This is a genomic window from Melioribacter sulfuriphilus (assembly GCF_052656625.1).
Window position 1 is genome coordinate 321,424 of sequence record NZ_JBQXXK010000001.1, and the last position, 19,035, is coordinate 340,458.

The window sequence follows — 19,035 nt, forward strand, 5'->3', positions numbered from 1 at the left end:
TACAAATTCCTGTTTATTCTGCTTTGGGTAATGAAACAAAGAATGTAGTCCCTTTATCGATTTCGCTTTCAAACCAGATTTTACCGTTATTTAGTTCTACCATCTCTTTTGATAACAATAACCCAAGACCTGATCCAGGTTCATTTTCGGTGCCAAGCATATTTACCTGTTCACCCAATTTGAACAATTTTTCCTGCGTTTCTTTATCCATACCGATACCCTGATCACTTACGGAAATCTCAATATTACCGTTTGTTCGTTTGCCATTGATAATGATTGTACCACCTCGATGAGAAAATTTAATTGCGTTCGAAAGAAGATTACGAAATACAGTATGCACCATATTTTCATCGGCATAGGCAATTAAATTTTCGCTCAGATAATTAATAACAGTCAACTTTTTGTTGTTAAGAGCGTGTTTGTTCAGTTCAATTATGTTATTGTAAATATCTGTCAGATTTATTCTGGCTGGATTTACTTTCACCTGTCCGAGCAGTAGTCTCGACCAGTTGAGAAGTTCGTCAACAAGATTGTAGAGATTTTTTACGGACGATTTTGCATATCCGAGATAACGTCTTAGTTCCTCTGGATTCAATTCGTCGAAGGTTTCCGATATTATATCAAAAATTCCGAGTAATCCCTGAAAAGGGCTTTTTAAATCGTGTGCAATAACGGATATAAATTTATCCTTAGCGTTTAGTTCTTCTCTCAATTCCTTGTTTTCTTCTTTGAGTTTATTGACGCTATCTACCCCCTCAATTTCCTCTAATTGTTCGTCAGTGACGGCAGGTAAATTAACCGGTAAAGTTAAGCCGCCTCTTATTTTTTCAGAAATGTCAAAAAAAGCCCATAACCTCATTTCCTGTGATAGACCAATGAGAGGATATGTTACTATTTTGATAAAACTATTGCCTTTTGCAGGTAAGATCGTACTGAAATTCTGAGTGAAATCATATGTGAATTTTTCGATAGGCTCAAAATTGAATATATTGCTGATAAAGTGCTCTTTTATATATTCAAAAAATTTACCTGTATCCTTCGTTATAGTCGAATCGAATCCGATATTAAATAAATTATAAAGTGAGCTGTTTGTGTTGATTATTTTACCGCTTTTGTCGGATATAAAAAAGCCTACATCCAAACTATTAAGTAATGAAAATAATGTTTGAATGTGGCTGTTATCGATATTTTTTGCATTAAGTGCCATTATAGTAATTCTAATATAAAAAAGTTATCTGATTTTTCCGCCAATTTGCCCATATTTTTGCCCTTCTTTTTAAAACAATCTTTTTATTTAATAAACACATTCTAATAAACATTATAATTATCGAAAAAAATTTTTAATTATTTAATTTAATTAGAAAATCTTTTTGAAGAAAAATAGACAAAATATATTCAATTTTTCCTAAAACTTTCGATAAATAGTTCGATAATACAATGAAGATTTTTTGACAGCTGGCTAATATTCAGCAGAGTATTTAATAGATATCGATTAAATAGGGTTAAAAAAGATGCTAATTAAAGAGGCATATTTCTTGTATTAATAAAGCAAACAAAACATAAGACATTATGGGAAAAGACATTTACAACCAAACTGCAAGTTCAGAAAAGAAGTCTGCTGACGACATCATTCAGGAACTCTATTCACTTGTCGATAAAGAAAATTTGGAGAATGACCTTGAATTTGTATGCGGACTGATTTCTCATGAAGATAAAGGAGTCCGTAATGCGGCAAGTATGCTGCTATTGAGCAGAAAGCCGGAGAAAGCACCTAAACTGATAGTCCCTTTTATTTCCTCTGAAGATATTTCAGTCCGCAATCTTGCTGGCGAAATTCTGGTAAAATTTGGGAGTCTATCCGTCCAATGGCTGATCGAATACAATAGCGATAAAAGCGACGACGACCAGAAATTTATCATCGATTTGCTCGGATTGATTGGCGACCCAGCAGCAGGAAATCATATAATGGAAGTATTAAGCGCAACAGATAACGATAATGTAATTCTTGCATGCATCGAAGCGCTTGGAAATATCAAGTTCGAAGAGTCAATCGATATCTTGCTTCTTTTTTACGAACGGAATGAATTGTATAAACCTACGATTGTCGAAGCGCTGGGTAAAATTGGTTCGCAAAGAGCTCTCGATTTTCTCCTTTCGAGATTCAACAGAGAAGACGACCTGACAAAATATTCGATTATCGAAAGTTTGGGCACGATCGGCGATATTAATACATATTTCTTTTTATTAGAACAAATTCCCAATATACACGGGCCGCTCGTGTGGCCATTAATTACGTCAATTTACCAGTTAAAGGAAAAGTTTAATCTTGATATTCCATACGAAGACAAGATGAAAAGCCTTCTTTTGTATACGCTTAATGAAGGCAGTGCCGACCACAAAAAAATTGCCCTGAAAATGGTAAAGATATTTAACGATAAGGATATTCTTATCGCAAGTTTAAAATTCCTGGGTGACGATTACGAGCTGGATGATATGGTGCGTGAAAAAATTTACAACAATATTGGATATTTTCTCGAAGAAATTCCGCATCTGCTCGACTCGAAACCCGAAAATATAAAACATATATTGAACCTCCTGATGGGCATTATCTCGTCATTAGGTGAAGAACAAAAAGAAGCGATACCATTACTCTTAATTCGCAATATACTCCACGCGGTAAGCAATTATCTAAGTCATCCGGATGAAGAAGTAAGACGTACAAGTATGGAAATCCTTTTCTATCTCGATGTAGAAACGGCGTTTCTTTTTGTAGATACGATGGTGGCAGACGAGAATATCTGGAATAAAATGAGATTGATTGAAATTCTCGAGTTACTCGAAATCGATGCTTCGACCGAGACACTTGCCAGGTTGAGTAACGACGAGGATGAAATGGTACGCGAACGCGCCGCTGAAATTGTTAATTACAGAAAATCCACTATTTAATTGAAAAGATTATGAATCAGCCATCAGATTTGAAATTATCGGACTTCAGAAAAAACTTGGGTAATGTACTTCCCAAGCCAATGACAATGTCACTTCCGTTATTCCAGGAAATTCGGAAATATATATATGAAAATACCGGAATTTATTTCCAGGATAATAAAAAATATCTTCTCGAAAGCAGATTACAAAGACGCATAAATTATCTGGGGCTAAAGAGTTTCGATGAATATTTTTTGCTTCTCAAGCGAAATTCCAACCCAGAAGAAAAACGATATTTTTACGAAGCAATTACAATCAACGAAACCTTCTTTTTTAGAAATCAACCTCAGCTCGATGCTATGGCATCGAAAATATTTCAGGAAATTATCAACAATAAAAAATTTCAACCTGGCTTGTTGCCTGCTCAGAAAAATAAGATTAGAATCTGGAGTGCTGCAAGTTCTTCTGGTGAAGAAGCTTATTCAATTGCAATGGTTTTCCACGATTTAATTCAACCGAAATTTCCCGATGTTAATCTGGAAATTGTGGGTACTGATATCAACGCAAGTGTAGTGGAAACTGCCAAAGAGGGAGTTTATAAAGAATATTCAATTCGGAACATTCCACCTTATTATCTCAAGAAGTATTTCAAAATAAATGGAAATTCGTATGAAGTGGTACCTGAAATTAAGCAGTTTGTCTCGTTTAAAGTAATGAATCTTTATGACGACATAATGATGCGTACAATGACTGGTTTCGATGTTATTTTTTGTGCGAACGTCTTAATTTATTTCGACACTGCTTCGAAAATAAAGGTGGTTTCTCATTTATATAATTCTCTCAATCGCGGAGGCTATCTTTTTATTGGATATTCTGAAACATTGCAGGGAATTTCGAAAGCTTTTAAGGTGGTCAGTTTTCCAAAAACCGTTGGATATAAAAAGGAGTAGTTTTATAAATGAAACGTGTAATATTAATAGCAGACGATTCTCCCACAATCAGAAAGTTTGTTAGTGTAGCATTAAGCACGAAGGGATACGAAATCATTGCCTGCGCCGATGGTATGGAAGCTCTGGAAAAATTACCCGGTAATAAAATCGATCTGCTGATAACAGACCTGAATATGCCGAATGTCGACGGCTTTCAGTTGATCAAATCGATAAGGGAAAATGAAGAATATAAAGAACTTCCAATAATTGTGCTTTCTTCATTAGGCAGCAGTGAAGACATACATCGCGGACTGGAATACGGCGCAAATTCATATTTAATTAAACCCTTTGATCCGGAAAGAGTACTATACGAAGTTTCAAAATATTTGAATTAGGAGTAATAAAATGGCACTAAAATTCTTAGTTGTGGACGATTCTGTTACAATGAGGAGAATTGTTGCAAATTCCCTCAAATCAATCGGGTACGATAATTTCGTCGAAGCCAGCGATGGCAAAGAAGCTCTGACGAAATTGAATTCCGATGATTCAATCAATTTTGTAATTACTGACTGGAATATGCCCGAAGTTTCGGGACTCGAACTGGTCAAAGCTATTCGTTCGGACGAAAAGAAACAATCGATCCCCATCTTAATGGTTACTACAAGGGGATTAAAAGAAGATATTCTTGAGGCATTACAGGCAAGAGTGAACAATTATATTGTAAAACCTTTTACTCCTCAAATTCTACGTGAAAAAATTGAACAAATTTTAGCCAGCGCTTAATAAGAGGTACATAATGGAAAATAAACTCAGTATGGAACAGGTATTTGAAAAGTTAGGGGACTTGAAGCAGTTTTTTATATTCGGTCAGAAAATTGTTCCCCTCTTCAAAAAAATTATCGATTTTATGACCGACATAGTCCCGCTACTTGAAAATGTTAACAATTCAATACAGGATACCACAAGTAAAATTCCGAAAGCGGCTCATCAAATTAGCAGTGTTACAAGCGCAACGGAAATTGCTACCAGTGAAATACTCGATATTGTAGATTCAATGTCGAATGATATGATAAAAATAAAAAACGAATTGAGCGATCTGAAAAACGGATTTCTCAATCAAAGAGTTGCTCTCGATGCATTTGCGCAAAAAGTACCTGCATCGAGCGAAACGCTGGAGGAACTGAAGTCCAATTTAAGTATTGACGAGCTGGAAAGTAAAGTTATTTCGCTCGAGGAAGTTATTAATAAGATTGAACTGGATGCTACAAACATTACGATTTCACTTCAGGTACAGGATATAACGGCGCAGCAACTTGCTTCTGTCAATCACCTCATCCATTCTGTGCAGGAAAAATTATCTTCGTTGTTGATCGATTTCAATAAACAGGAAGGATTTGTATTGCCCCATGCAGAAACTCCAAAAGTAGATCCCAAAGCATTTAATCCCAATGCTAAGTACGATAGAAGCGAAGCTCATCAGTCGGTTGCTGACCAGCTAATTGAACAGGCAAAACGAAATAATAACGATAACGGAAATAAAACGTCGCAGGAAGAAATAGACAAACTTTTTCGGAACAATGGCTGACATAACACAAAACCCAATGCTCGTCGATCCGGAGATGAAAGAAATTGTCGACAGCTTTTTGCTGGAGACAAAAGAAATTCTTGAAAATCTCGATGTCGACTTGATGGAACTTGAAAAGTCACCTCAGGATCTGGACCTCCTGAACAAGATTTTCAGGTCATTTCATACCATCAAAGGAACCTCCGGTTTTTTAGGATTAGAAAAACTGCCGGAAGTTACGCATAAATGCGAAGATATTTTGAATAAGTTAAGAAAAGGGGAAGCAAAGCTTTCCAGTGAACTGATGGACGGTATTCTGCTTGGATTTGATACGATCAAAGAATTACTGGTGAAAATTGAAAACGATAAAAACGAAGATGTAGAGATAGCTAATGTAATTAACGTTTTGCAAAATCTTCTTACAGGCCTAAATTCTGATACCACCCCTAACGAATCATCCAGCCCTTCCGAAACGAAAGGAGAAAATTCGACTATTCCTACAGAACAAACAGTTACTGAGGAGGAAAACAATTCTTCTTTTGCAGACGGAAATAATCAGAAAACCGATGAAACTGTAGTGACCGTCCAACAGAAAAAAGTTTCATTACCGAAAGCAGCTCCAAAGACAGAGTCCAAGAAAACAGACAATACTATTCGCGTCGAAATTGAACGCCTGGATGCGCTCTTGAATATAGCGTCGGAGCTGGTATTGGGAAGGAACAGACTGACTCAGGTCAACAATCAATTTGCTTTAGAGTATGAAGGCACCAACTACGCAAAAGACCTTGCCGACGCCACCAAACAAATTGACCTTATGACTACAGAGTTACAGCTTGTGGTAATGAAACTGAGAATGATTAAGATTGGTAAAGTCTTCAATAGATTTCCCCGGTTAGTCAGGGATTTGTGCAAAGAATTGAATAAAGAAGTGGAATTGAAAATTTTTGGTGAGGATACCGAAGTAGATAAAAATCTGATCGAAGAAATTAACGATCCCCTTGTGCACTTAATTCGTAATGCCGTTGATCATGGAGTTGAAAAGCCAGAGGTTCGCGAAGCTGCAGGCAAACCGCGTACGGGAACTGTTATTCTTTCAGCAGAGCACGAGGGTAATAATATCGTAATTACAATTGAAGACGACGGAAAAGGAATTGATCCTGAAGTGATTAAAGATAAGGCAATTAAGAAAGGTTTCCTTGCTCCCGAAAGAGCCAAAGAACTCTCCAAACAGGAAGCTTATAATTTGATTTTCCACCCCGGCTTTTCGACTGCTGAACAGGTCAGTAATGTCTCCGGTCGTGGAGTGGGAATGGATGTGGTTAAGACAAATGTAACAAAATTACGTGGTACAATTGCCGTTGAATCTGAAGTTGGCAAAGGAACAAAAATCATACTCCGTCTTCCTTTGACACTTGCAATAATATCCGGCATGATCGTGGAAGCCTGCGGTCAAAAATTAGTAATTCCACTTCATTCCGTTATTGAAGTAATAAGAGTAAATAAAGAACAAATAGAAACCATAAGGGGCAAAGAGGTAATCAATCTGAGAGACACGGTTTTACCAATTATAGGTCTCGACGAATTAATTAATCATTCGAGCAATGGCAACGGCAAAGAAAGGCAATGGCAGTATATCGTTGAAGTTGGAATTGCTGAAAAGAGATTTGGTATTAAAGTAGATAATCTCATCGGTCAGCAGGAGGTGGTAATTAAATCGCTCGGAAATTATCTCGGTAAAATTGACGGCATTGCAGGTTCAACAATTATGGGAGACGGAACCGTTGTCATCATCCTTGATATTAATGAATTATTCAATAAAATGGAAAAACGTTTAGATGCATAACATTTCTGTTCTTGTGGTGGACGATTCGGCTTTCATGCGGAAATCGATCTCTTTAATGCTTGAAAGCGATCCTTCAATTAAAGTAGTGGCAACTGCACGCAACGGTCAGGAAGGCGTCGAATTGGCTCAGAAATTACGACCCGACTTGATTACGATGGATATTGAAATGCCAGTTATGGACGGACTGACTGCTCTAAAAAAAATAATGGATACCGCTCCTACATCTGTAATAATGATTAGCTCTCTTACGACAGAAGGTGCAGAAGCCACGATCAAAGCAATGGAATTGGGCGCTGTCGATTTTATTCCTAAAGAACTTTCGTATGTAAATGTCAATATCGGCAAGATTAAAGAAGATCTAATTACCAAAGTTAAAGAGATCACACGCCATAAACTTATTACATCCCGCTTAGACAGTATACGTAATTTAGAAAAAAAGAAACCTGTATATATTTCGGGAAAAGAGCTGCCCAAATTAAATTACAATGCCATTTCGATCGGAATTTCAACGGGAGGTCCTCTTTCACTACAAAAAATTATACCCAATTTTTCTGGAGAGATTCATATACCAATATTCATCGTACAACACATGCCACCTAAATTTACAAAATCGCTGGCTGATAGACTTAATACTCTCTCCCAGCTCGAAGTAAAAGAAGCTGAAGATGGAGAAGTGGTCAGAGGAGGTGTTGTTTATTTAGCCCCAGGCGGGATGCATATGAAATTAAAAAAAGTAAGCAATCTTAATCACGCAATAGAAATTACACCGGAACCTGCCACAACTCTGCATCGTCCTTCGGTCGACGTTACAATGACTTCCGTAGTTGAACATTACGGAAAAAATACTCTCGCAATTATAATGACCGGGATGGGCAAAGACGGACTCGAGGCTGTCAAATTATTAAAATCAAAAGGAGGCATTGCAATCGCCCAGGACGAGGAAACCTGCGTGGTTTACGGTATGCCAAAAGCTATTGTCGAAGCGGGACTTGCGGATTTAATTTTACCACTCGAAAAAATACCAGCCACAATTAACGGAGCATTAGTAAATGGAAAAGAACCAGTTCCAAGATATAGTAATGAGAGACTTTAATATTACTTCTGCCAGATCGGGTAATTTAATTAAAGCCAGGGATGTAAAATTTAATGGCTACTCTAAAATTACCGTCGAAGACGACGAGAACGAAGACGTAAAAATTTATCTGAAAAAAGATATTAACGACGTTGTCAAAGAAATTAAATTCGTCTGCTCATGTGGCCAGACCAAAACAGTTATACTCGATTATAATGAGTAATAATTGTCAACTGTCTAATTTTAGCCAATCATTGAGCGTTCATATCACACAAAACGCTTGTTTTTAAGCCTTTCTAAATGGCACTTGTTTTGGATAGTTTTATATAAAATTATCCAGAATAAGTGGAAATGGAAAATTCAATAAAGCTTCTCGAAAATCTTTTAGACTATTGTGCTGTAAAGAATAAAGTAATTGCAAATAACATTGCAAATATTCAGACTGAAAATTACAAACGGGAAGATGTAGAATTTAAAAACCTCCTGGAAGAAAATTCCAACACACTTCTTAGGACAACCGAATCGAAGCATTTAAAATCACTAAACGATCCTTTTGACAGACAGAATCGATTTAGAATTGTTACAGACGATAATACTGAAAGTCTATCGGGGATAAATAATGTAAATATTGAACAGGAAATGGCCGAGCTGGCAGAAAATACATTGCGTTTCAAGTTTGCTTCTAAAAAAGTTAGCGAATACTATAAAATGATTCAAAAAGTAATAAGCGGAGGAGGAAGAATTTGAAATTATCCGGTAGTATGTTCGGCCTTAGTATAAGTGCGCGGGGCATGAGTATTCAGAGAAAAAAAATGGAACTCATATCCCAGAACATTGCAAATGCCGACACCGTGCGAACTATTGACGGGCAACCATATCAACGTCAATTTTTACAGGTGAGACAGGAACAAAACAGTTTCGCTTCCAGACTGAAGTTAGAAGAAGGCGAACTGATCAGGTTGAACACTACCAATCCGAATCATTTAGTCAGGGAAAACGGTTATTCAGTTGGATTGCCGCCTGTAAATAACGATGTTGAAGTTAATGTCACTACAGACTCCCGACCCGGCGATCTTGTTTATATGCCCGACAATCCCGACGCCGATGAAAACGGATATGTGCGTCTGTCGAATGTAAATATTATTAACGAAATGGTAGATATGATTGCAGCTACACGTGCTTACGAAGCCAATCTAACAGCTTTAAATTCATCAAAGCAAATGATTAAAGATTCTCTGGAGATATAATATGAAGATTACTACAAATTCATTTGGTAATTATTCTCTCAATCGTATTAATCAAAATCAACAGATTCAAAGAACTCAAACAGATAAAAAAAACGAATTAACCAACGCCGAAAAGCAATTCTTCGCTAATCTTTATCCGGAAAAAACGGATGAAATTCTCAAATACGAATTCTATAACGCCAAGGGAAAAGTAAGCGGAGTGGCAGTTGGGTCATTATTTGATAAAAGAGGTTAATCATGAAAATTGAGGGATTAAACGGATTTATTGCCAATGCTATTAACCAGGAGCAAAAAAAGCAGGTCGATTCGGGAAATGTTTTTGCTGAACTACTAAAAAGCGTAAATCAAGCGCAGGTTGAATCTGCAAAAGCTATTGAAGACTTTATTGCAGGCAACGGTATCGAACTCCACGAAGTAATGATTGCCGGTGAAAAGGCAAAAACAAGTCTCGAGTTGCTCATGGAGATCAGAAACAAAACAATTGATATGTATAAAGAACTAACTAAAATACCGATATAATTATGAATTCAAGTCCATTACAAGCTTTACTTGGGATAATTAATAAACTTAATCCAAAGCAGAAATTCATGTTAGCCGGTGGTGTAATTTCCACCGTGGTTTTGCTGGTCGTCATGATCTTTTTTCTTAACGAGCCAAATTACACTACGCTTTATACAGGATTGTCTGCCGAAGATGCCTCGAAGGTTGTCGAATACTTGAACAGCCAGAAGATTCAATATAAAATTGACGATAATGGCCAGACAATTAAAATTGCTCGAGAAAAAGTTTATGAAACACGTCTGGCACTTGCCGGTAGAGGAATACCGAGTTCGGGTGTTATTGGCTACGAAATATTCGATAAATCTACGATGGGAATGTCGGAGTTCATGCAAAAGTTGAATTATAAAAGAGCTCTGGAAGGCGAGCTGGCGCGAACAATTACACAAATAGACGGGGTGGAAGGCGCACGTGTTCATATCGTCATCCCACAAAAAACAATTTTCAAAGAGGAAGAAAAATTACCTTCGGCATCTGTCGTTCTAAAATTGCGCAATAGTAATTTTATAAGTAAAGAAAATATTTCTTCAATAGTTAATCTGGTTTCGAGCAGCGTCGAGGGATTGCCGCCCAGCAGAGTATCGATTATCGATACAAAAGGAAGAATTCTTTCCAACGACTCGGAAGAAGGACCACTTGCTTTTGCTTCGACAAAACAGTATGAAGTTAAGCAATCGGTTGAAAATTATCTCGCCAAAAAAGCTCAATCATTGCTCGACAATATTCTGGGTTATGGTAATTCGGTAGTCAAGGTAAATGCAGATCTCAATTTTGATCAGGTTGAAAAAACGATGGAGCAATACGACCCCGAATCGCAGGTTGCAATAAGCGAGCAGACTATCAAATCGAATAATGCTGGTAGCTCTTTGAAAGACACAACAGTTCAGTCGAGCGAAAATTCACTCACTAATTATGAAATTAGCAAAACCATTCAGAAGGTTGTTGAAGGCAGTGGAAATATATTACGTTTGAGCGTTGCAGCCGTGGTCAATGATATCCCAAAAGAAGTTGAAAAAGAAGGTAAAAAGGAGATTGTTTACGAGCCTCGTTCTCCGGAGCAATTAAAAAAACTGGAAGAACTCGTCAAAAATGCTGTAGGAATCGACCCTCAAAGGAATGATCAATTTTCTCTTGTGAGCATTCCGTTTGAAGTGAATCAAATTGAAGAAATGCAGGATGAGAAAGGTGCGCTCGGTAGCATCCCGAATGCCGACGAATGGATGAATGTATTGATTATGCTCTTCGCTATTATCTCTGCAATCTTTGTACTTAAGAGTTTGATGAAGAAACTTAAGAACGAAAAAATAATAATAGGAACAATAAACACTGCTGCTGCAGCCGATACACTCGCACTGAGCGGAGGCAGCAGCGCTGGCGCTTTGACTCAATCGCGTGCTTCGTCCAATTTGATGAATCAATTAGCTCAACCGCGCAAGAGACCCATGCTTCAAGTTAATGACATCGAAGATGAAATTTCAGATGAAGCCGTTGCTAAAAAAACACAGCAGGAAAAAATTATCAATTACGTAACAAAAAATCCGGGTGAAGCAGCTAAATTAATAAACGCATGGATGCATGAAGATGAAATCTGAGAAACAACAGGAAGTATTGCTCGAAGATGTTAGCGGTGTACAAAAAGCCGCAATGCTGATGGTGGCATTGAATGTAGAAGCTGCCTCGGCTGTACTGAAGTATCTCGATCCTAGCGATATAGAAGTGATTTCTGCTGAAATTACAAAAGTTAAAAATATCCCTTCGAAGGTGGCCGATAAAGTTATTGAAGAATTTTATGGTATGGTCACAGCACGTGAATATGTACTCGAAGGGGGTATCGATTATGCACAGGCTGTACTTGAAAAAACTTTTGGACCACCAAAAGCAGCCGAGATTATTGAAAAAGTAAAAAGACTGACTACATTAAAAGGTTTCGATGTTCTTAAAAAAGCCGAACCCACGCAGCTTATTAACTTCCTCAGTAAAGAACATCCACAAACAATGGCATTGATTCTTTCACAGCTGAGTCCAGACCAAACTGCGGCTGCGTTGAAAGAATTACCAGAAGATCTACGCATCGACGTTGCGCACCGAATTGCCACACTGGGCAAAATAGCTCCTCAAACACTAAAACAGATAGAACACGTTGTAGATGAAATTGCTGGGCTTTCAATGAGTCAATCGGTAGGCAAACTTGGTGGCGCTAAATGCCTGGCCGGCATTTTGAATCGATTAAATGTCACCCTCACAAAAGATATACTCAATAAAATGGAAGAAATTGATCCGGAAACAGCTTACGAAGTTAAGAGATTGATGTTCATCTTCGACGAAATTATAAATATTTCAGATAAAGACCTTCAAAAAATATTGCGCGAAGTTGACCGTAAGGACCTGGCGCTATCACTAAAAATTGCCGATGAAAGATTAAAAGAAAAAATCTTTAGAAATATGTCCGAGCGCGCTGCCGACCTCCTCAGGGAAGAACTTCAATATATGGGTAAAGTTAAATTGAAAGAAGTTGAAACGGCTCAGGGCAGAATAATCGACATAATTAAAAATCTTGAAGAAGCAGGCGAAATATCATTGAATATGAGGGGCGGTCCGGAGGAGGTTTATGTCTAACGTCCTTAAAATTAATGCTGGCAAAACAAAACCGACTGTTAAAGTTTCTTCGAAAACTCAGGTGGTTGAAGAAATAAATAATTACGAATCTGCCCAGCAACGAATTGAAGAAGCTTATAAGAAAGGCTTCGAGGAAGGACGTAAAAAAGGACGCATGGAGATCGAAAAGGACTATTCCGAAAAACTTTTTCAAAAGTACGAAGAAATTTATCATGTCTTAACGGCATACGAACAAAAAATGGAAGAATATGAAACAGCTTTCGAATTATTAGTCGTTAATACAGCCGTAGAAATTGCTCGCAAAATCGTACGACATGAAGTAGAAAAAGAGACATTGATAAACGAAAATCTCAAAGATGCCATTTCAAAAATTATTGGTGCAAACGAAGTGGTTATAAAACTTAACCCTTCCGACAAAGATGAGTTAAACGAATACAGTAGAAATCTATTGAACAACAGTTCATTCAATAAAATCAAATTTGAATCAGACGAAAGGATTGAAAAAGGAGGTTGCCTGGTGGAAACTGAAATTGGCAACGTTGATGCACGTATTTCGAGCCAGCTTGAGGAAATCCGATTAAAATTGGAAGAATCGATAAATAAGAAAAACCAATGATCGAACTGGAGAACATAGTCGAAAATTATCGTCGTGTTATTGAAACAACAGATCCATTAAAAGTAAACGGGCGCGTCTTAGATGTAGTCGGTTTAATAATAGTTTCTGTTGGACCTAATGCAGTTATGGGTGAAGTGTGTAGTATTGTCGACAGGGATGGCAACGAAATATGCAAATCGGAAGTTGTCGGTTTCAAAGAAGGGAAAGTATTGTCGATAGCTTTGGGAGAAGTGCACTCAATTTCTCCAGCTTGCGAAATCAAAGCCACAGGTAGAGGCTTTTATGTTGGAGTTGGTCATGAGTTACTGGGCAGGGTAATAGATGGACTGGGCAATCCGATAGATGGTAAAGGAGAAATTAATTATACAGCGTTCCGCGAGGCACATCGAGAAGCTCCAAATCCGCTGGCAAGAAAAAGGATTACAACACCATTGCAAACAGGAATACGTGCAATCGATGGTTTGCTAACAATTGGAAAGGGACAGAGAATTGGAATCTTTGCCGGTAGCGGTGTTGGTAAAAGCGTTACACTCGGAATGATTGCAAGGAATACAAGCGCTGATATAAATGTTATTTCATTAATTGGCGAACGAGGAAGAGAAGTAAGAGAATTTATTGAACGTGACCTCGGTGAGGAGGGATTAAAACGCTCTGTGGTTGTAGTTGCCACAAGTGATAAATCCCCATTGATAAGAATGAAAGGCGCTTATGTAGGCACTACTATCGCCGAATATTTCAGAGATCAGGGACTCAACGTACTACTGATGATGGATTCGGTTACACGTTTTGCAATGGCTCAACGTGAAGTTGGCCTTACAATTGGCGAGCCGCCTACAACTAAAGGATATACTCCATCTGTCTTTGCATTATTGCCAAAATTACTCGAAAGAGCGGGCAATTCCGACAAAGGATCAATTACTGGAATTTATACTGTACTTGTAGACGGAGACGATATGGTTGAACCCATCGCCGACGCTGTTCGGTCGATTCTCGATGGACATATTGTACTCTCCAGAAAACTTGCAAACAAAGGTCATTATCCGGCAATTGATACTCTTCAAAGCGTAAGCAGAGTTATGCCAGATATTATCGATTCTGAACATTATAAAAAAGTCATCTCTTTTAACGAGCTACTGGCAACTTATCGCGAAGCTGAGGATCTGATTAATATTGGAGCTTATGCAAAAGGAAGTAATCCCAAAATTGACCTCGCGATTAGTAGAATTGAAGCTTTGAACGCTTTCCTGAGACAGGGAATATTCGAAAAAGCAAATTATCCAGATACCATTGAAAAACTACGTCAGTTGATCGATTATAATTAGGAAAGATGAATGGCTGTGTTTAAATACAAATTCGAAGCGATATTGCGCATTAAAAATATTCTTGAAAAAAAAGTATTGAAAGAAATAGCGTCAATCGAACTCGAAATTAATAGAGCTGAAGATTATAAAAAAAACTTGATACAGAAATTAAAAAACTTGAATGAATCCATATTGAAAGGGAAAATAAAAGCACTCGAATATCAAAGTCTAAAAGCTCATTGTAAACAGATTGAAAAAGATATTGAGAATACAGAGCGCAGTATATTTGATCTAAATAATAAAAAAAAGTTGAAGTACGAGGAATTAAAAGAGAGAACGAAAGAAAGACGAATAATCGAGAAGTTAAAGGAAAAGAAGTTTGAAGAATTTATGATGGAAACCAATAGAAAAGAACTTAAGTATCTCGACGAAATCGCAATATATAATTTTAACAGGAAATAAAAGTGAACGGCAAAGTAATAATATCGTTTATTCTTGCATTTATAGTAGTCACCGTTTTAATGATTTACGGTGCTACAAATTATCGGAATATATTTGCTTTCGACTTTACACCTGTATCAGAACTTAAAGCAGCACAGGCGAAAGCTGCAAAGAACACCGCCACAGAGAAAAAAGAAAAATTCAATCCGATGAATAATAAAGAGGAAAAAAAGAGTTATGACTTCTCCGATAATGGAGCATACGATACAATGACGGTTAGCCTAGAAAATTCATCCTCGTTAATCGACAGTATAAACGTATTGCTTGCTGAAATTCGCAAATTGAAAACTGAGAAAGAAAAACTACTTGAAAATCAGAAGACTATTAAAGACGAGAAAAATTTTGAGGTTCCGAAAGATCAACAAAAGTATAAAGAATGGATAAAAAATACGGTAAAACTGTATGAAGCGATGGATACAAAAAAAGCTGCTAAAATAATCGAGAATTATTCCGATAATATAGCGAGAGATATAATATTTTCTATGAAGAAGAAAAAAGCAGCAGAAATTATAGCAGAACTAAAACCTGAAATCGCAAACAGAATAATCAGTTTACAATGATGAACTTCAATCCGTTATTTATAGATAATAATTTGAGCAATGCTGGAATTAGCTCGCTATTTCTTAGTGGCAAAGCATTGCCTGCCGATGGAAACAAAAATTATCTGTTTGCGGATATCATTAAAGTTTACGAAGAGGAATTAAACGTAGAAAACTCTAAGCTGAACAATGATCTACTGGTAAACCTCGAAGGTCTGAAAGATTTTATTGTTACAAAGACGGATACGAAAGTTATTGAAGGATTCCAGAATAGTCTTAACAATCTCGAAGAGATCTCTTTAGTGTCCAATTCAAATTCATTTAACATTGACGATGCCAAGATTTCTTCGAAAGTATTTGTGCTAACCCCGGATAATTTGCTTGCTTTCCTCGGAAGTATAAACAACATTATTTCCGAAACTAGAAATGAACAACCCCCAAACCCCTCAGGGAGTATTTTATTTTATCTGAACGATTTCCAGAATAACCACAAGGGAGACGTTAATTCTAATTGCCAACTCCTGGATATCAAAAAATTATTCTCCGTTATGTCGAATAAAGATTCCATCAAATTCAATTTTACAACAAACGGAGAGAAGTTAACGGTTACAATTAGTCAGTTAAACGTGGATGAGAGCGCTCCGGAGGTAAATGAAAAAGATGAAAGCCATTCGAGCGAATTTACAACTGAGCATGATAAGTTAGCCCACTCCCAGAATTTATTATTAAATATCCCTGGATTCAACCAGCTTGAAAAAGCTAACTCTGAATATTATAAAATTGAAATCATCCATATTCATAAGGGTGAACAAAAAATATTCGATATAAAGACCGGTGAGATAAGGCAACCGGAAATTGAGGATTCTAAAATTACTCCCGATAAAAGTGATCAAATAGATGAAAAAGGGGCAAAACTCTATCGATCGGAAAGTAATAAAGAATTTAGTTCGGATAAAATAATCGGCGAGATAAAACCTGCTGTAAATGATGATCAGGTTCCAAAGCTGCAGGAAATGGAGAACAAAGGAATTGACCTTACGAAAATCAATTTTGAGGACTTAAATACAAAACTGACAAAAGAAGAATTTAGCAAGTTACAGGAAGCACTCACTTCGAAAGAAAGAAAAGTCGATTCTTCAGGAAAGGTAAATTCAAAAATTATTACAGTCGACGATAATAAGAACATTACTGAATTTAATCCTCCAGTTATTAAAAAAGAGATACTGACTAACAAAAAATTATTAAGAGATGATAAAGAAGAATTACATTTAAAAGAAAGTCTGCATCAAAAAGATAAAGGTAATATAAAAGATAATGTAGGAGATAATTTAAAGGGTAATATAAAAGAAAATATTGATGATATATCGGTGAGGAAGGGCAATAAATTAAGTGATAGTGTACTTGTTGACGTTAATAAAAAAGTAAGCGATGCGATTTCGTTCGAAAAAATAACTCAAACAGAAAAATCAGAAGCAGCACCACAAGTAAAAATAAATTCTGAAGTTAAAACGGAAAAAGTTGTTGAAACGAATCCGACTTCGTCAACTAACGGTGAAACGAACTACGTAGGCAAACCCGAAATGCATTTAAGTAAAGACGATAAGGAAAACGATCAGCCAAAGGAACAATATGTTGAAGCAAAAGAAACTATAGTAAGAGAACAAAAAGAGACCGACAAAAAACATTTACTGAACGACCAATTCAATAAAGAATTTAGTAAACAACAAGACAGCGTATTTAATAAGCCGGAAACTCAAGCTGGGAAAGTTATCTCAAACGATAGCCATGCAAAAGTCGAGTACGGTGGTTACAAAACTGAAAACATGAAAGAAATCTTAAAAACTATAAAGGCATCAGAAATAATATCTGAAATTGTAAAAAACGTTGACGGTTCGAAACAGCATCTCAGCTTCAAACTTGAACCTGAAACTTTAGGAAAATTGACAGTATCCATCGACTATGTCAATAATAAATTACATGCAAACATTGAAGTCGAAAACGAACAGATTAAGCAATTCGTCCAGTCCAATCTCGAGCAGCTTAAGAGCAATTTACAGAATAACGGCATACAGGTAAGTAGTCTGAATGTGGGACTTAATAACAGCGAACAAAAAAGTACAAAACATGTAAATCCCAAAAGAAAGTTCTATGGAAAAATTGCGGAAATTAAAACGGAAAATCCTTCTGAAGTTAAGAAAATGATGGGTTACAACACATACGACTTTTTAGTATAGGAGAATCAAAATGGTATCGGATGTAAGTTCAAGTAGTACGGTTAGTACGAGTTCAAATGTATCTGCTAACAAAAGTGTTTTGGGTAAGGACGATTTTTTGAAATTAATGATTGCGCAGTTAAAAAATCAGGATCCGCTTAATCCAATGGATGGTACTGAGTATGCTTCGCAGCTGGCACAATTTAGTTCGCTCGAACAAATTACTAATCTCAACGAGTATCTCAAGCAGAGTGTCGATGCAAATTATATGTTGACTCAGTCGATTAACAATACAATGCTTGCAAATCTAATCGGGAAGGAAGTGAAGATTAGTGGAAACGACATAAAAGTAAATGGGCAGGATTCAATTACATTAGGCTACGATCTACCAGACGGCGTTAAGTCAGTAAAAATTAATATATACAACGAGTATGGAACATTAGTTAAATCAATTGAAGCTTCGAACAAGAAGGGTAGTAATATTTTTGAATGGGATTTTACGGATAGCAATGGAAATCGTGTCCCTGACGGTGAATATACATTTGAAGTAAAAGCATATAATTATAGCAACGAAGAAGTCGAAGTTACTCAATACAAATCCGGACCAATTGACGGGGTTAAATACACTGAAGAAGGCACATTATTAATAATAAACGGAGTAGAATATTCTGCAGGAGACATTCTCGAAATAATCAACAAAAAAGGAGGTGATAGTTAATGGCCGAAATTAATGGCATTTCGGTTCCTTTTGTTCCGATTGTCGGGAACAACAATTCGGTCAGGAATTCCCGTGATCCTGTTAAAGCCTCGTTCGATTCGATTTTTCAACAGGAACTCGAAAAGGTTAAATTTTCCAATCACGCACTAAAACGCCTCGAATCGAGAAACATTCAACTGGGCGAGGAAGATTTAACTAAGATTCAGAATGCTGTTGAAAAAGCAGAATCGAAAGGTGCGCGTGATTCGTTAATTCTGATGGACCTTTCTGCAACAGAACGCAAGGCAGCTTTTATTGTTAATATTCCGAACCGAACAGTTGTTACTGCAATCGAGGTCGAAAACGCTGAAGAAAATGTATTTACAAATATCGATAGTGTAGTTTTTGCTTAAA

Annotated in this window: 22 protein-coding genes; 21 read left to right on the forward strand and 1 reads right to left on the reverse strand. The window is 36.8% G+C overall.

Features of this window, described 5'->3' with window-relative positions; translation table 11 throughout:
- Positions 1–13 precede the first annotated feature (13 nt).
- Entirely contained in the window at positions 14–1,207 is a 1,194-nt protein-coding gene (locus ACUN8G_RS01420; RefSeq protein ID WP_437347014.1) for a sensor histidine kinase, read from the reverse strand.
- A 362-nt stretch (positions 1,208–1,569) separates the two neighbouring features.
- On the opposite strand from ACUN8G_RS01420, the gene ACUN8G_RS01425 reads away from it, so the two are divergent.
- The 21 genes from ACUN8G_RS01425 (at position 1,570) to ACUN8G_RS01525 (ending at position 19,034) form a co-directional block, all read left to right on the forward strand.
- Positions 1,570–2,946, forward strand: coding sequence for a HEAT repeat domain-containing protein (locus tag ACUN8G_RS01425; RefSeq protein ID WP_437347015.1), 1,377 nt, complete (start codon positions 1,570–1,572; stop codon positions 2,944–2,946).
- Positions 2,947–2,957: 11 nt separating this feature from the next.
- Positions 2,958–3,875, forward strand: a complete 918-nt coding sequence (locus ACUN8G_RS01430) for a CheR family methyltransferase (RefSeq protein WP_437347016.1) — start codon at positions 2,958–2,960, stop codon at positions 3,873–3,875.
- An 8-nt stretch (positions 3,876–3,883) separates the two neighbouring features.
- The gene (locus ACUN8G_RS01435; protein ID WP_437347017.1) at positions 3,884–4,249 is read left to right on the forward strand and encodes a response regulator; all 366 of its coding nucleotides are present in this window, start codon (positions 3,884–3,886) and stop codon (positions 4,247–4,249) included.
- Positions 4,250–4,259: 10 nt separating this feature from the next.
- A complete protein-coding gene (locus tag ACUN8G_RS01440) occupies positions 4,260–4,637 on the forward strand; it encodes a response regulator (RefSeq protein WP_437347018.1) in 378 nt (125 codons plus the stop codon).
- 13 nt (positions 4,638–4,650) lie between these two features.
- Positions 4,651–5,439 (forward strand): protein phosphatase CheZ, encoded by a 789-nt coding sequence (locus ACUN8G_RS01445; RefSeq protein WP_437347019.1) that lies wholly within the window; start codon positions 4,651–4,653, stop codon positions 5,437–5,439.
- On the forward strand, positions 5,432–7,261 hold the full coding sequence (locus tag ACUN8G_RS01450; RefSeq protein WP_437347020.1) for a chemotaxis protein CheA: 1,830 nt from the start codon (positions 5,432–5,434) through the stop codon (positions 7,259–7,261). The genes ACUN8G_RS01445 and ACUN8G_RS01450 overlap by 8 nt, the downstream gene beginning before the upstream one ends.
- The gene (locus ACUN8G_RS01455; RefSeq protein WP_437347021.1) at positions 7,254–8,354 is read left to right on the forward strand and encodes a protein-glutamate methylesterase/protein-glutamine glutaminase; all 1,101 of its coding nucleotides are present in this window, start codon (positions 7,254–7,256) and stop codon (positions 8,352–8,354) included. Before ACUN8G_RS01450 ends, ACUN8G_RS01455 begins: the two co-directional genes overlap by 8 nt.
- Positions 8,341–8,556, forward strand: a complete 216-nt coding sequence (locus ACUN8G_RS01460) for a hypothetical protein (RefSeq protein WP_437347022.1) — start codon at positions 8,341–8,343, stop codon at positions 8,554–8,556. The genes ACUN8G_RS01455 and ACUN8G_RS01460 overlap by 14 nt, the downstream gene beginning before the upstream one ends.
- Before the next feature lie 128 nt (positions 8,557–8,684).
- Positions 8,685–9,080: a flagellar basal body rod protein FlgB gene (gene flgB / locus ACUN8G_RS01465; RefSeq protein ID WP_437347023.1), complete on the forward strand. Its 396-nt coding sequence runs from the start codon at positions 8,685–8,687 to the stop codon at positions 9,078–9,080.
- Complete coding sequence (flgC, locus tag ACUN8G_RS01470) at positions 9,077–9,580, forward strand: flagellar basal body rod protein FlgC (protein WP_437347024.1); 504 nt, start codon at positions 9,077–9,079, stop codon at positions 9,578–9,580. Before flgB ends, flgC begins: the two co-directional genes overlap by 4 nt.
- Before the next feature lies 1 nt (position 9,581).
- The gene (locus ACUN8G_RS01475) at positions 9,582–9,815 is read left to right on the forward strand and encodes a hypothetical protein (RefSeq protein WP_437347025.1); all 234 of its coding nucleotides are present in this window, start codon (positions 9,582–9,584) and stop codon (positions 9,813–9,815) included.
- Between the two features lie 2 nt (positions 9,816–9,817).
- Positions 9,818–10,099 (forward strand): flagellar hook-basal body complex protein FliE, encoded by a 282-nt coding sequence (fliE, locus tag ACUN8G_RS01480; protein WP_437347026.1) that lies wholly within the window; start codon positions 9,818–9,820, stop codon positions 10,097–10,099.
- A 2-nt stretch (positions 10,100–10,101) separates the two neighbouring features.
- The gene (gene fliF, locus ACUN8G_RS01485) at positions 10,102–11,730 is read left to right on the forward strand and encodes a flagellar basal-body MS-ring/collar protein FliF (protein ID WP_437347027.1); all 1,629 of its coding nucleotides are present in this window, start codon (positions 10,102–10,104) and stop codon (positions 11,728–11,730) included.
- On the forward strand, positions 11,720–12,754 hold the full coding sequence (gene fliG / locus ACUN8G_RS01490) for a flagellar motor switch protein FliG (RefSeq protein WP_437347028.1): 1,035 nt from the start codon (positions 11,720–11,722) through the stop codon (positions 12,752–12,754). The genes fliF and fliG overlap by 11 nt, the downstream gene beginning before the upstream one ends.
- Complete coding sequence (locus ACUN8G_RS01495) at positions 12,747–13,370, forward strand: FliH/SctL family protein (RefSeq protein WP_437347029.1); 624 nt, start codon at positions 12,747–12,749, stop codon at positions 13,368–13,370. The genes fliG and ACUN8G_RS01495 overlap by 8 nt, the downstream gene beginning before the upstream one ends.
- Positions 13,367–14,692: a flagellar protein export ATPase FliI gene (gene fliI / locus ACUN8G_RS01500; protein WP_437347030.1), complete on the forward strand. Its 1,326-nt coding sequence runs from the start codon at positions 13,367–13,369 to the stop codon at positions 14,690–14,692. The genes ACUN8G_RS01495 and fliI overlap by 4 nt, the downstream gene beginning before the upstream one ends.
- A 9-nt stretch (positions 14,693–14,701) precedes the next feature.
- A complete protein-coding gene (fliJ, locus tag ACUN8G_RS01505; protein ID WP_437347031.1) occupies positions 14,702–15,133 on the forward strand; it encodes a flagellar export protein FliJ in 432 nt (143 codons plus the stop codon).
- Positions 15,134–15,135: 2 nt separating this feature from the next.
- Positions 15,136–15,732: a MotE family protein gene (locus tag ACUN8G_RS01510; RefSeq protein WP_437347032.1), complete on the forward strand. Its 597-nt coding sequence runs from the start codon at positions 15,136–15,138 to the stop codon at positions 15,730–15,732.
- The gene (locus ACUN8G_RS01515; RefSeq protein WP_437347033.1) at positions 15,729–17,945 is read left to right on the forward strand and encodes a flagellar hook-length control protein FliK; all 2,217 of its coding nucleotides are present in this window, start codon (positions 15,729–15,731) and stop codon (positions 17,943–17,945) included. Before ACUN8G_RS01510 ends, ACUN8G_RS01515 begins: the two co-directional genes overlap by 4 nt.
- A gap of 10 nt (positions 17,946–17,955) precedes the next feature.
- Positions 17,956–18,642: a flagellar hook assembly protein FlgD gene (locus tag ACUN8G_RS01520; RefSeq protein WP_437347034.1), complete on the forward strand. Its 687-nt coding sequence runs from the start codon at positions 17,956–17,958 to the stop codon at positions 18,640–18,642.
- Positions 18,642–19,034, forward strand: a complete 393-nt coding sequence (locus ACUN8G_RS01525) for a TIGR02530 family flagellar biosynthesis protein (protein ID WP_437347035.1) — start codon at positions 18,642–18,644, stop codon at positions 19,032–19,034. Before ACUN8G_RS01520 ends, ACUN8G_RS01525 begins: the two co-directional genes overlap by 1 nt.
- The last annotated feature ends 1 nt before the right edge of the window (position 19,035 follow it).